Below are 15,396 nucleotides of genomic sequence, written 5' to 3' on the forward strand. Positions count from 1 at the left end.
TGCATAACCTATTGAATACTAATTTAATCATAAATTGAATGATGATTCTTTTTTTTCATATATCCAAATATTACCGTGACCATTAATAATCCAATTTCACCTTTTCATTACGTTTATATCCAAGGTTAATTAAGTAACACAGTAGGATAACGCGCATTAACTCTAAAAAAGCCAATATCAAGTAAACCGGGGTGCGATGCTAATCCCATTAGTTGGGTAATTAAGCCATCGAGCTCAACACGCGTTGCTTGCCATGTGGGATCTTGCTCACTAAAACGCCAAGGTATCGTTGCTAACGTTGTTTGATGTGTTATGGCCCCCGTAGCCAGATCTTGCCATATTAAAAAATCTTCTAACTGGGTGATATCCGTTACAATAGCACCGGCAATCGTCGGGGCATGTGCAATATTACCTGGGTGTAAAACCAATGAATCCATGTGGGGATCCGCGCTCGCAAAACTGTTTTCACCATAACCAAAGCCCCAAATATGACTCGCTTCAACAAAATTATTTTGCCAAAAAGCTTTCTCGGCAAAAGCTTGCTCGCGCAATAATGTTCGATAATTAGCGGACGATAACGCGTCTTGAATAAGATAAAAGTTTTGTTGTTGAATAGTTGCCGATATCGGATTGCTGTTTTCATCTGCAGGCATATTAAAGCCATCATAAACATAACGCTCAAACACTTCGCCAGAACTATAATGATTTTCCCAAACCGTTTGAGCAGTAGTCTCGCCGGCTTTATTAGCAAACCACACACTCAACATTTGGCTATTGTAAGGCAACTGTTCAGAAAGCACTCCCGCATCAACATCTTGGGTTACGGCAATGCTACCCGTATTACTATTTACAACAATACTTTGCCAACGAATACTGCCCAGTAATGTATCGACCGCTTCAATCAAATCAATACCACCAATAACGTTGCGCACAAAAATAGCGCCAGCCACAAGCTGACTGGTCGCGGTGACCGAGAATTCATCAGCCCCTATAAAAGTGCCATCGTTTTGGATGTGATCACGATAAAAACCCGCACTATTTCGGTCTAAAGTGATATTAGGGTTTTGACCGTTTAAGGCATTTATGGTGGCTAATGCGTCAGCTCTAGCGGTGTTTGTCCATTCCATTTCATGCGCAATCGCTAAAGCAACTAAACCAAAACCAGTAGAGCGTAAAGATAAATCAGCGGTTTGGTCGCCGTTTAAATCATAATATTCTCGATATAACCCCGTAGATCCATCTCGCATACTCGCGATAAAATCATAAGTATCGCTAGCTATTTCACTCGCTTGGGCAACTTGCTGAGCATTCGCAATAGGGGCATTATCAGCACTCCAACTAAAGGTTGCGACTGAATTAGCCGCCAGCACCGTATTAAAAAACTGCCCTTGCCAATTTAAATCAAAAGATAATTCAGCATCTGTCCGATTGACCGCAACAACCACAACCGTGTTATCCGTATTTTTAAATGCCACCGTTTCAAGCTGATCCGCAACACTTTGTGCATCAATACGCACCGCACCGGGTTTAATAAATTGGCTAAAATGCGCTAATGCATAATATTCAGCGTTAAATGTTACGCTGTTATCGAGTGTTAACAGCGCTCGACAATTATCGCATCCCCCCTGATGGGGGCCATTATTTGTATCTAACGCTAACAAGCCATAATAAATGGCATTAACCGATTTATGTAAAGCCCCGATAAATAAATCCCCGACATCTTGCGATAACACCTGAGCAAATGTGCGACCATCATCTTGATTTATACAATCGGTTAAATATATTTTTTGGCTATTGCTCACCATCGCATCAAATGCCTGACTGTAATCGTCAACACCATTATCGGCTGCATAACATTGCCATGCAGTGGCTTTAACAAAACGTTCGGTATCGGTATTCGACAAAACCGTATTAACTAATAAACCAATATCCGCCGGTAACTGACTGTTATTATCGGTCCAATTACCATCCCAAATTTGGTAATCTAAATTGTAACTATTTTGCCGTAAAGTCGATTCTAAATGATTAATTAAAAAATCAGTGTAGTTATCAGCCGTCCAGCTCATGCTCGGATAATCGCCCACCGTATGGGGCTGATTCTGCAAACTAATGCCATCAAAATTGATATCAAGCGCATCATAAGCTTCGATAAACTTAAGGAAATAATTCGCATAACTTGCATAAAAATCAGTCCGTAACGATCCACCCTGTAACGAACTAGAATCTTTCATCCAAGCCGGCGCGCTCCAATTAACAGCCGTAGTGTGCACATTAGGGTTTTCAGCCAATATCCCTTGCAAAGTAGGCAGCAAAAAGTCTTCATCTGCTTGAATGCTGAAAAAATCCAAATCAGGATCCGTTAAACCAGCAGGACGGTCGTTATAGCTATTAGCCACCCGTGAAACATAAGATGACATACCCGACATATGATAGCGTAAACCACTAATACCAATGCCGGTATCAGCATTAAATAATTGCGTTAATAGGCTGTTAGTCGAAGTCGAGTTTTGAATTAAAGCCGCAGATGTATCTGAAAGATTAACACCAAAATGCTCCAGTGTTTGATACGTGATTTCGTCGGTAACATCAATTTGCAACGGCGCATTACCGGCTCCAATTCTTAACGCTTGGTCATCTTGTTGGCTCAGCAACACACTTTGATCACCTTGGGTTAACCAATAGCTCACCGTATTGGTTAACGAAGCATTCACTTTATGCGTAAAACCTGAACTGGTTGTTTGGATCCCACGGCTATCATTTACAATTTCAAATTCAGTTATACCAAGTTCACTACAATCTAATGTAAATTCACTTTGTGCCTCAACACCTAAATCAGCAATCAAATCATTCGTTTTGCTATTATAAACTTGTAAATGATGTGCATCGCCTTCGGTATCGGCAGGCACTAAAACCGCATACCGTAATGCAGGCTCGTTCAATGTACATTCAGACGAAACCGTAACAGGAGCTTGAATTGTATCAGTGTGTATTTCGCCCAAGCTTTCAAATACCGTAGTTTCAATTTGACCATCATCAACAAACACTTGTAACACTAATATATTGCCGCCTTGCCCTGTCGTGTTAATACTGCCACACCGACTACTGTTTAAAGATAATTGAGTAAACGCACCGTCATCAAAACGATAACTCGCTCGTATACTGGTGGCATCGTTATCAGGGTCGGTGCCAACAAAGCAAAGCGCTACATTTTGATTGTCTCTTACTTGCTCATTAAATATTTCAGCACTTTGAATATTAACGGTCGCATTAGGCGCCGAATTAAGCGTATCGGTAACAACATGGCTATATAGCAATGATTGGGTAATTTGCCCTCGGCCCGTGGTGCGTATCGCAAAGTTTATCGCATTCGCTTCAGCGCAAGATAAACTAAAATTACCAGCGGTTAATTGGCCTAAACTAGCGAGTATCTCATCGGTATTTTCATCATAAACATCCACACTATAAATATCGCCCTCAGCGTCACCCGCAATAGAAACACTGTATAAACGAGGTTCATCACCTACCCGACAACTGCCACTCGAACTCACCGCGACATTTAAGCTATCTAAGTGCACTCTTTGTGTTAGCGTTGAATTCGTCGTGGCCGTACCATCAGACACAAACCCCTGCAACACTAAGCTTTTATTACCTTGATTTGTTAAATCAATTTCACCACATAAGTTAGCGTTTAAACTGACCTGCTGCTCAGTTTCACTGTTAAATTGATAATAAATTTGCGTTGTTAACACATCACTGGTTGGCGTGTTATTAACATCGTCATCACTAACCGTCGCACACACTTCAATAATTTGATTATCACGTAACTGACCTGAAAATAATTCAGGCGTGGTTAAGCTCAAATTAATACTGGGTTGGTTGTTTACCGTATTACTAACCAAATGTTGATAAGTAATAGAACGGCTGCTAATACCTCGGCTGGTGTTGCTAATATAAAAATTAATTTCACGGGCAGATGAACAGCTCATACCAAAATTTGACGCAGTCGTATTATTAAAATCAAACAGAATATCGCCTGTATCAGCATTAATAACTTGAATATCGGTTTCGTCGTTCTCAACGTCAGGCTCAACCGTTACCGCATAAATACGATTACTATCGCCAATTCGACATGATTGGCTCGATGTGTAAGCAAATTGCAAGGTATCGCGATGAATTGATAAATCAACCGTTTGAGTCACCGTTTCAATTCCGTCATTAACCTGAGCGAGTAAAGTGAGGGTTTTGCCGCCAAGCCCTTGAGTGCTCATATCGGCACAAAAATTATTAAGATTTAGCGCTTGTTCAGCCCCTCCATCAACTTGATAGCTCGCGCTAACAACCAGGTTATCGCCATCAATATCACTTGCGGTCAGGCAAACTTCAAAATCTTGATTATCTCGAACTTGCGCTTCAAACATTTCAGCACCGTTAAGCGTGATGGCTAAAGTGGGTGCATTATTAATAGCCGCCTTAACCGTATGTGTATGATTAAGCGAAAATGAACCAATATTGCGGCTACGATTAACAATATAAAACGAGCGTTCACTTACGTCAGCACAACTTAATGAAAAACTAAAAGGCGCCGTCGCGCCTAAAGCACTAATTAATCGATTATCAGCAGAATCAAATACCGATAAGTCAATGGCATCACCTTCAATATCATCAGGGATCAATACGGTATAAGTTAAACTACCTGCCCCCGTAAAACAGCTATTAGATGAAGTAAAAGCGGTTTGTACGGTATCTAAATAAATAACACCAAAGTTTGCACTTTCAGCATCTAAACTGGTTGTAACAACCCCATCATTGATTTCAGCTTGTATAGTCAACGTCTGATTACCACGATTTAAGGTACTGATTTGGCCACAAAAATCATTATCTAATGTCAAAAACTGCACGGCAGCATCGCCACTAAATCGATAAAACGTATTCAACGTGAAAGGCTGGTTCTCGGGGTCATCAGGTGTAAAGCAAACCGTTAAATTTTGCTGATCACGAAATTGCTCGTTAAATTGCTCACCCGTCACACTTACACTCAACGTTGGCGCTTGGTTAGGCGCTTCAATCACCGTGTGGCTGTAATCAATCGAATTAACGATTAAACCACGGCTACTATTTAACAACGTAAACCGAGTGGTGCCTAATGTATTGCAAGGCAGGCTAAAAGAGCCATTAGTCACCGCCCCCAGTGTTGCGATTAATGAAGCGGTATCACTATTAACCACCCTTAAAGCATGCGCATCACCTTCGCTATCATTAGCAACCGTAGCGGCATACGTTTTATCACCCGAATTAATAACACAACTACCACTTAACGATGTCGGAAATTGAATGGTATCACTATGAATAACCCCTAAACTGCGTGATTCAGTGACTTGCAGTTCACCATCACTTGCTGTCGCAATTAACGTTAGTTTTTGCCCGCCACGACCTTGAGTAGAAATGTCGGCACAATTGTTTAATAAATTAAGCATAACAAGCGGTTCACTCGCAAACTGATACACTAAAGTTTGGCTTAATACCGCACCTTCAACATCCGTCGCGTTTACGCAGGCTTTCAAGGTTTGATTGTCGCGGTAAGCTAAACCCACGAGCGCTTCCGTTTCGGGTAAAGTAATGGTTACAACCGGCGGATTATTCGCGATCTCATTTACCGTATGTGAATACAGCACAGAATCTTGTACCCGTTCACGACTTAGGTTTCGAATATAATATTGCGTTTGGCCTAATGTTTGGCAAGGTAAAGCGATCGTCGTCTCGGTTAATTGGCCTAACGTTTGCGTGATCGCGCCACTATTAGCATCAACAATTTGCAAATTAAATGCATCATATTCTTTATCTTGAGGTATTTGCACACTAACGGTTTGGCTACTTTCGCCAACCGTACATTGCGAATTATTACCTGTTGCTTGCTGAATAGTATCGGCGTGTATAACGCCCAAATCGCGAGTGAGCATGGTAGTAGAATCCAGATCGCTCACACGTGCAATTAACGTTAAACGCTGCCCGCCCCAATCATCAACCGATAAAGACGCACACTTGTCGCTCAATACTAAAGGTTGTTCTTCACCATTGTTGAGTTGGTAACTTAAATTTGCCGTTAAAGTATCGCCATTAGCATCAAAATAACTCAGGCAAGGCAAGAGCGTTTGCTCATCACGAATTGCCCCCGAAAATCGTTGTGCAGTTAAAGGCAAAATTTCAAGCACTGGCGGGGTGTTTTGTGGCGTTGTTGTACTCGTTTTAGCAATAATTAATGAGCCAGTCGCGTTAGCCGTAACCTCATGATGACTCACAGCCGCGGGCAAAATATCGCGACAACGCGCATGAATCACCATACTGTCGGTGACCGTATTAGCTTGTAAAATTAATTCAGCTTGTGGTTTTTGCACAAACCACAAAGCAGAGTTGCGCAGCACTTCAACTTCAGTTTCATCACCGTCAGGGTCAATACATGCAGGTAAGCTTAAATTAAACGTTTCTTGTTGCGGAGTAATAGCCAAAACAGCTTGTTGAGTAAAGCTTCCTAATGCATCATCTAATGCAACTTGATTAGCTTGAATGGTTAAATTAATAACAGGAGAAACAAACTGTTCAGCACCTTGCTGAGCCAAACCACGTAACTGAATAGCGCCTTGAACACTGGCAACATTTAACGTAAAAGTAAAATCGTTGGTTGTCGATACCCCAGACCAACTCAAACCATTATCAGTAGAGAATTGCCCGACAACCGAAGCATCATTCGCCAACGTGCCGGTATGCGATATATTAAAAGCCAAGTTACATGCCGGTGCTAGCGCTCGTAGTTGGTTTTGTGAAAACTGGCACAACGTCGGCAACTCGCTGCCGTTATGGCTCAATGTAAGGCTAATATTACCCGATCCACCAATAGGATCTGTCGGGGTTGAGGGTTCAGAACTGCCACCGCCACAGGCGCTAACAATAATTGATATTAAAACAATGCAGGTAATTCTAAACACTTAAGACTCCGCGTACCGTTACTCACAACGATCAGCCATTGACAAAATATTGGCTACAAACATCTAGTTATTCAATATAAATGCCAAACACGCAGTCAGCGCAAAGTTAAGCCATATAAATGCATTTTATTTTGCAACAGTAGCGTGTTCAAGCAAGCACACGCATCAAAATATTAAAAAGAGGGTAATGTTGATGTAACCTAGCTTGGCTGCCAGTTTGTATTAATTTATAAAAATGTGCATATTTATAATCAATGCATGCTCCAGAGCTCAAGCGATGAACCTCTTCGTTTCATTAAAGCATTACGCGCTCTCGAGTGCATCCAACGCTTATCTTTGGTTAACCAAACCATTTTATCCATGTTTTTAAAACGGTCTTTACGATTTAAAACATAACGTCTCATTAAAAATTCTATCTATTAATTCAGTATTAATCGTGTGAAGCTAGCTTCATTAACCCTATTTTAATCAATACTTAACCCAACGGGTTCTCGACTATAAAAGCAATAAACTCAAACTCTTCATTGAACATAAAAGGTAATGGTTTATTGTAAAATTCAAGCCAACTTAAACAAGGGGATTTTGAGTTTATTCACCAATAAGCCACTAACCGCAAATCAATAGCTTATAGTCGCGCTCAGGTTTACTTGACCGCTCATTTTATTCTGTCAAACTCTCCCGCATAATTATAGAAACAATCAAGATGACATATGCTTAGGCTCACTTACATTTTAACCACGTTAACCCTCTTAATTTTTATGCCCGACGTAGGGGCGCATGAAGGCTGGATTTTAACCCCTAGTGAAATGATGGAGTGGAACAACAAACCTAAACCGTTAATGTTCACCCAATGGTCATTAGCAAATATTCTGGTACTAACCTTCGCGTTTTTATTTACCTTGGGTTGGGTGAGATTAGGCCAAACGGGCGCTAAAGAATTATTTCCTGATTTACAAGTTCGACTTCGTTCATACGGCCACTACGCCGCGCTGATTTTACGCTTTACCTTATCTTGGGCACTCGTTACATCCGCTTTAGGATTAGAGCCTCGTGTTGGCAATAGCCTTTTTTCAAGCCCGACATTGTTTGCACCCGATCTTGAGTTACGCCTATTAGCCGATCATTGGATGATTTTACAACCCATACAATTACTACTAGCCACGATGTTTTTCTTTGGTATTTATGTGCGCTTTGCTGCCATTATTGCCATTGCGGTTGCGGTTCTCGGCTTATTTTTATTTCAGTTAGCAATGTTCACCTATTTTACCGCTATTTTAGGGATTGCCATTTATTTGCTGATGCAAGGTGCCGGTAGCCATTATATTCCTATGCCAGTCATAAACTCATCACGGCCTATTATCAGTTACCTCGAAAACCTACCACGACAAAGAGCACAATATTTGTTACGGGTATTAGCAGGGTTAAACTTTCTTTATGCGGGTGTTTATTTTAAGGTGCTGCAGCCTAACTTAGCCCTCGGTATTATTAATATATATGACGTGCCCATCTTAAGTGCAAACCCCGAGTTATTTGTATTAATTATGGCCGTTGTTGAAACCCTCGCCGGTATATTTTTATTGCTGGGAATTTTAATGCGCCCCATGTCTTTATTTTTACTGAGCGCGTTTTTCTTCTTTGCCGCGATGTTGCCCGAAAGCTTTACCGCACACATGTTGTTTTACGGCGTTATGCTCACGTTTTGGTTCAATTCAGCGGGTTACTGGCCAAGACCCATCGCTAAAGATAAACAGGCTGATATTGTCATCATTGGTAATAGCTTTAGTGCGATAAGCGCTGCGCTCAAACTCAATGCATTATTGGGCCAATATACCAAGGTTACCGTCACTATTGTTACGCAAAGCAACCAGTTTGAATTTAAGCCCTTATTTGCTGAGGTATTAAGTGGCTCCATACAACCAGGAACGGTTGTTTATTCTTTACGAAGAGTGCTAGAACGCGCCAACGTGGTCGTCGGTAAAGTTCGGTCTATTGATAGCATTAATCAAGTTGTTCATTATGAAAATAATACCTCAGAACAACAACTACCATACGACCAGTTAATTTTGGCTCAAAACTCTGAAGTTCACTTGTCGATAGCGCCTGGCGCGGCTTTGCATGGTTTAGCTTTTAATTCGATGGGTGATGCATTACATATCAGACAAGCTATCGTAAATGTACTTGAAGAACGCATTCAAAATAATAAACAAGGTAACATTTCATTTATCGTATTAGGTAATACCTATTTAGGCGCAACGGTTGCGTTAGAACTTGGCCAGTTTATAAAAGTGTTGTTGGTCGGCTATGACAATATCAATCTAGAAGACATACGCATTCAATATATTGACAGTAACTCACAACAAAGCGCCTTAGAAGACGAACGTAATACATTACTCAATAAACATGGAATAGAAGTAAGTCATCAATCGATTGAATCGGTTGCTAAAAACAAACTCCGTACGGCAGATAAAGAACTCGCATATGATATTTTAATCAACTGTGTTGAAAAAGAACCTTTATTAGTCATAGACGGACATGTTCACCAAGGTGAAATAGCCAGTGATAACCGAGGGTTAATGTTAGCAAAAAATCATATCTATGTTGCCGGTGTTCACAGTGTTTATGCACAAGGAGATAACTCTTCTGCCCCAGTATCAAAACTGCTGGGAGATCAACTTGCTTATAATGCGTGGGCAAGCTCACAACAATATTTGATGAAACCAGTGTCTATTAAACCAGACCTATTTCCTTCTTACTTTTTAGCACGAAATACATTTATTAAGGTTGGCCCATTAGTCATCGGCAATGTTTTTGGTTGGTGTATTAGCCGGTATCAATGTATACGCATGTTGCCAGGGTTAGAGAGAAACTTGCGGATGATATTAGACTGGCTACTCGATATTCCTTTTCGTAATGATACCGCCGTACTCACGCCAGAAGTTTCAAATCAATTAGAGCAAGTCCGTTATATGGAAGGCGACGTGCTGATAAAACAAGGTGACCAAGCCGACTGCGCTTTTATTGTGCAATCAGGTAAGTTAAGTGTTTGGGCCAATGGCAATCAGGTTGCTAAATTAAAAGAACATGATGTGGTGGGCGAAATGGCGCTAATCAATAATGCACCACGAGCCGCAACGGTTATTTGTGATACTGATGTGATTGTAACCAAAATAAGTCCGCAACAATTCGAAGCGCTTTATTCAGGGTTCTCTGTCATTAACAATGCAATAATGAATCAAGTCAACAGCAGACAAGAACAGTTGAATGTTACGCAATAAACAGATTAAAAAAACTTTACCTTATCTGAGTGTAACAGCGGCTTTTGGCCTATTGGTTGTGCTGATTAACTACCAGCCAACCCATAGTTTGCTTAACGAAAAATTTTTATTTTATGATCTACCCGCAACAACTCCTACGCCTAAATTAACTCTTTTTGTTGAGCATGTACCCGCCGGCACCCTGTTGCGTCTAACGTTAGAAAACTATCAGCTTAGTAACGAGTGTAAAGCCAAGGGGGCTGACGAAATATTGTCTGGGCATGCGCATTTGTACCTAGATGGCAAAAAGCTATCAAGCTTATTTTCGTCCTATTATTTATGGCCAAGAGATGAAACAAAGCTACAAGGCCTACATAAGATATCGGTAAGCTTGCACCTACTACCCGATCACCGCGCCATCCGCGTTAATGGTCAAGTCATTCAACAAGACATTATGGTCGATTTTTCTCGTTAGCCTCGATACGTTAGTTGACTATCACGCTCGAAAAACATCGAATGAGACAGGCCTAATTACCACTGCAATCGATTAGTTAAGTAACCTGATGTATTATCCTTCAACCTGCTTTACCTTGTGTCGGTGTGTGCAATACTGCCGCAATAAGCGGAAATTTATTGTTGGCTAAAATTTGAAGCGAAGCGGAAAAGCCAACTGTAAATTTTCGTTTAATTGCCTTGTATGGGTAACTTTGACAAATACTCTATGATATTAGGCTCTTTCGTAGCGACTCTTTTAGCATACTCTAGGTATGCTTATTTCCCCATATTTTTCAGCGGCATTACCATTTAATAATAAATCAGTGTTAGCACCTAATGATACTACTGCTTTGACGGCAATCATATCTGAATAAAGAATTGCCGCATGTAAAGGGGTTAATCCTACATCATCTCTTCGATTAATATCATAACCACACTCACCGAGAGTATTCATAATTAATTCAAATTTATCACGAAGCATTTTTCTACCAGCTACTACAATACCAAATGCAGTGTTTGGCTCTACAGACTTTTGAGTTATTTCGGGGCAAGATTTCAACCAAGCCTCGCTCAAGTCGGCACGGAGAGTGTTTTTTTGAGATATATAATGTATGTGGTAACCAAAATCTTGCTTCGTATATGTATACGTTATGCCTACAAGAACTAAAATCGCAATAATGAATACGATATAAAATTTTTTCACCAAACTATCCTTGTTACCCTAACGCCGTTATATTTTTTGTACCACATAATTAGGAACATCTACTTTTTCACCACCATTCATAAAGTGAGAATCAAAGCCGTAAGCCATTTTCTCTAAAGGGGCTTCATTATACCCCGATGTTTGAATTTCGATTATATAGCGCTCTATAAATGGTATTGCACCTAAATGCGCCCATTGCGCAACATGAACAAGTTCATGAAAATGTAAGCGCAAATCTGATGCCCATTGAGGGAGAACATAATAAGTGTTTTTGTACGTGATTGCGCTTACTTCCATATCGATAAAATCGCCCAATCCCATTTCGCGCAGCTCAGGAAAATTAGGCTTAGGAATTTCATCTGTAATCACAAAATATGACTTCTGCAGAAACTCTAAAGAATAAAAACCTTTGAATTCATCAAAGAACTTAGAGCAAGATATTTTTTTATCTTGGTAGTCAATATTCGTCTGATCAATCCAACTTTCAATCTGATGCAACATACGAGACTCCAAAAAAATATAACGTTTTGCTAAGCGGCGAAAAATTGTTGGCTAAAATAGCGAGGAACGAGCAAAAGCCAACTGTTTTTTGTCCGTTTAAGCAACTTATGTATCTGTTTCGCCTGAGCTTTTGTTTGTTTTACTCTGTTCCATTTGTGCTACTTTATCATTTAACTCATTAAGAGATTTTTGGATTTCCATTAGAACAGGATTAGATCTAGAGTGATTTCTAATTTCTTCTTCACGGAAGCCAAGCCTCGAATCTAAGTAACCGAGAAGTAAAGAAGCTATGACAAATATAACTAGAATAATAGGAACAGCAATCATTGGGCTATTGAACACGAATTCGGTTACAAGGTTATCACCTAATGACTTGATGAATACGAAAATAATAAGCAAAAACTGTACATAACCAATATACATTTTTGAACGATCAATATAGACCTTCCAGCGAATCAATGACTTTTTATTAAATCGAGAACTCAAGACTACTCCTAGATACATAACACCCCACTAAGGGGCTTAAAATTATTGGCTATAATATTGAGCGGAGCGAAAAAAGCCAACTGTTTTTAGTCCCGCTTAAGTGGCTTATGTTTATATTGAAGGCATTGTTACAAGAAATAACCTTTACCAAACGAAAAACCAAAATAAACTGAGATAGCAAAAGCCATAAAAACTCCCATGACTAAACAAACATCATTAATTGTTAATTCTTTCTTTTTTAATTCGTCGTTACCCATATTTAACTCCATTTAAAATTTTATAAATAGTTTACACAAAATTGATTATGAATTGTAACCGCTTAAATCACCTACAATCTTGCCAATAAACATAACGCCTCATTCAGAGACAATAAAATAGTTGGTTAAAATAAGCGAGGCACGAGCAAAAACCAACTGTTTTTTGTCCTGCTTTAATGACTTGTTATAAGCCACTTACCCTACACTTATTTCTTAATGTTTTTTGGTATAAAACCAAGTAGTTGTTCAGTGCTTTGAATCGTTAGCCGTTGCTCTGGAAACTGGTGCAATTTAATATTTAAGTACTCAGTGCCAGAAATTAATTTACCTACTCGTTTAAGAAAACTAGGCGTTTTATCCGAAAACAAACCACTTTCCGATGTAATAGCTTCAATGTCTTGCCAAGGAATAAACAAGTTTTTATGACCAAACTTAAAAGGAAAAAGTACTCTTAAATAAACTCCTTTGCTGTTTGATGCAACTTTCAAAATACCATTATGTCTTGTTTTGCCGATATACCCATTTCCAGTTTGGAAATTTTCGTCTGGATTATCGTATTTATTATTTCCATACTTTTTAGCTAAATTTTGCCAGCCACTTTCTTTCCCTAACGTATAAGAGACACCAAACCAACCAGCTATAAAAACGATAAAAAACCAGTGGGAGGTTAAAAAAGACTCTAATAAGTCCTGAAAATTGATTACATACTCTTGAGCGATAGGAGGAATTTCACCACCAGTGCCAGAATAGAAAGAAAGGATGAGAAATGAAAAAAATGAAACAGCCCAAATTAATCCAATAAACTTTAAAACAATCTTCATACTATCCTTGTGGCTTATAACGCCTCATTCAGAGGCAAATAATTGTTGGCTAAAATAGCGACGGAGGAGCAAAAGCCAACTGTTATTTGTCCTGCTGAAATGACTTGTTAGCATACTGGCTACACCTGTCGTTTAAATTTCCTTTGACAGCCAATGCATGACATTGAGAAGAAACTGTTCATTTTGTTCCGCACCATCAGAGACTAAGCCATATTTTTTACCCGTTGAAACCGTAACTTGCGATGAGAACGTCATCCCCTCAGAAAACACTGCAACTCGACCTTCTCCAACTTCCAAAACTGCTCCTTGATACCAGCCATTCATTGATACTCTTGGAGTTTTGCCATTTACTTGAAAAGGTATCTCGGGCACAACAGATGTGGCTCCTTTACCTAGAGTCAAAAGGGGCTGTGCACTTTCAGGTATTTGAAAAGCGGAACCACCAAATGTCTTAACTTGAGTGATACCTTGGGTTATTGAATGTTCTATAAGGGATTTATTATCTAGGCGAAATAAAGCGTCACGGACATGTCCATTACTAAACACAAAACCAAAAGCAGATGATAATTTTTCTATAACTTGTGGAAAAGGTGTGTGATCTGCAACTAGAAAAAGAGAACCACCTTGTGATACCCATTGCTTAACGGCTTCAACTTCTCCTTTGTCAAATGCATCCCCGAATGGAGGGTTCCAGTCCTGTCTATTTTTATCTAGTGCATTTGCGACTACCAATATATCCGCTTGTTTTAAATAAGTTAAAGTGAACTTTTCTTTACTAGATTTTACAGTAAAACCATCACTAGACAGAACTTGAGAAAAAGGCTTGTATCTGCCCTTTTTTGTAAGGAAGTTATTATGAGCCTCATCAATAAGAACAACAGGGCTATTTAATTTAGAAAAGGTTTTGTTGATATTTTTGGGAACAAAATCAGGATCTGGCTGTTGATCACTATCAGAACAAGACAACACTCCAATTAAAAGGAGTCCTAAAAGAATAGTTTTACAAATTGATTTCATTAAAATGTTCCATATTGATTACCACGATTCCAGTTAAAGCATGCTAACACCCTGTTAAGGGGTAAATTATAGTTGGCTAAAATGTGAAGCGGAGCGGAACCAGCCAACTGTAATTTGTCCTGCTTGAACAGCTTATAGTTGCTCCGTTCCATTAATTAATCAGTTTACCTAACTTATTAATAGGTGGAATATGCTTCTGTTGCTTACGAATATTTGAGCGAAAACATTCGATGCTTATAACAAGACTTTCGGAGCAACAGAAGTCACTTGTTTCAATACGCATACTCAGGGATTGCCGTCTATATCGACTATCTATAAGACCTGCGAGAAACAATACCACTGCCATATTCCATGGTTAACTTTACGCTTTGGAGGTCAAAAATGAAAGTTTTTAATCCTACTGATTTTGCCGCCCTTATCGCTATCGATTGGGCAGATCGTAAACACGACGTTTGTGAACTCGAACAGAAAAGCGACAAACCCATTTTTACCGTTATTTCCTCAAAACCAGAAGCTATTAATGCTTGGGCGAATACTTTAAAACAAAAATATAATGGTCAACCCGTTGCTGTCGCTTGTGAATTAAAAAAAGGCCCTTTAATTTATGCGCTCAGTAAATTTCAGCATATCGTATTGTTTACTATAAACCCCTCTACCGTAGCAAAATACCGAAAGGCATTTACACTCAGTGGGGCTAAAGACGATCCAACAGACGCGGCTATCCAATTAGAAATATTACAGCAGCATATGCCTAAATTGAGCGTCATTACACCCGATACCGAAAGTGTCAGGTCGCTTGCCCAACTGGTTGAATATCGTCGTAAACTCGTGCAAGACCGTGTAGATTTAACAAATAAAATCACCACAACGTTGAAGAATTAT

Annotated in this window: 10 protein-coding genes; 3 read left to right on the top strand and 7 right to left on the bottom strand. The window is 39.6% G+C overall.

Annotated elements, in window-relative coordinates; genetic code table 11:
• Nucleotides 1–125 precede the first annotated feature (125 nt).
• Nucleotides 126–6,980 carry a glycoside hydrolase family 30 protein gene (locus DPX34_RS02020; RefSeq protein WP_111976725.1) on the bottom strand — a complete coding sequence of 2,285 codons (6,855 nt, stop codon included), beginning with the start codon at nt 6,978–6,980 and terminating at the stop codon, nt 126–128.
• A gap of 710 nt (nt 6,981–7,690) precedes the next feature.
• On the opposite strand from DPX34_RS02020, the gene DPX34_RS02025 reads away from it, so the two are divergent.
• The gene (locus DPX34_RS02025) at nt 7,691–10,255 is read left to right on the top strand and encodes a cyclic nucleotide-binding domain-containing protein (RefSeq protein WP_111976726.1); all 2,565 of its coding nucleotides are present in this window, start codon (nt 7,691–7,693) and stop codon (nt 10,253–10,255) included.
• Nucleotides 10,242–10,709 (top strand): hypothetical protein, encoded by a 468-nt coding sequence (locus tag DPX34_RS02030; RefSeq protein ID WP_111976727.1) that lies wholly within the window; start codon nt 10,242–10,244, stop codon nt 10,707–10,709. The genes DPX34_RS02025 and DPX34_RS02030 overlap by 14 nt, the downstream gene beginning before the upstream one ends.
• Nucleotides 10,710–10,985: 276 nt before the next feature.
• Here the strand turns inward: DPX34_RS02030 and DPX34_RS02035 are convergent, their stop codons facing one another.
• The 6 genes from DPX34_RS02035 to DPX34_RS02055 form a co-directional block, all read right to left on the bottom strand.
• Nucleotides 10,986–11,432: an ankyrin repeat domain-containing protein gene (locus tag DPX34_RS02035; protein ID WP_111976728.1), complete on the bottom strand. Its 447-nt coding sequence runs from the start codon at nt 11,430–11,432 to the stop codon at nt 10,986–10,988.
• Nucleotides 11,433–11,459: 27 nt separating this feature from the next.
• Nucleotides 11,460–11,933, bottom strand: a complete 474-nt coding sequence (locus DPX34_RS02040) for a hypothetical protein (protein WP_111976729.1) — start codon at nt 11,931–11,933, stop codon at nt 11,460–11,462.
• A 105-nt stretch (nt 11,934–12,038) separates the two neighbouring features.
• Entirely contained in the window at nt 12,039–12,419 is a 381-nt protein-coding gene (locus DPX34_RS02045) for a hypothetical protein (protein WP_111976750.1), read from the bottom strand.
• Nucleotides 12,420–12,547: 128 nt separating this feature from the next.
• Entirely contained in the window at nt 12,548–12,676 is a 129-nt protein-coding gene (locus DPX34_RS22225) for a hypothetical protein (protein ID WP_269815495.1), read from the bottom strand.
• A 206-nt stretch (nt 12,677–12,882) separates the two neighbouring features.
• Nucleotides 12,883–13,497 (bottom strand): hypothetical protein, encoded by a 615-nt coding sequence (locus DPX34_RS02050; RefSeq protein WP_111976730.1) that lies wholly within the window; start codon nt 13,495–13,497, stop codon nt 12,883–12,885.
• A 132-nt stretch (nt 13,498–13,629) separates the two neighbouring features.
• A complete protein-coding gene (locus DPX34_RS02055; protein WP_111976731.1) occupies nt 13,630–14,514 on the bottom strand; it encodes a DUF4350 domain-containing protein in 885 nt (294 codons plus the stop codon).
• 381 nt (nt 14,515–14,895) lie between these two features.
• Between DPX34_RS02055 and DPX34_RS02060 the strand changes: the two genes are divergently transcribed.
• A partial coding sequence (locus DPX34_RS02060) for an IS110 family transposase (RefSeq protein WP_157964591.1) occupies nt 14,896–15,396 on the top strand: 501 nt, incomplete at its 3' end.

This window comes from Algibacillus agarilyticus (genome assembly GCF_003286125.1).
GTDB classification, from domain to species: Bacteria; Pseudomonadota; Gammaproteobacteria; order Enterobacterales; family Alteromonadaceae; genus Algibacillus; species Algibacillus agarilyticus.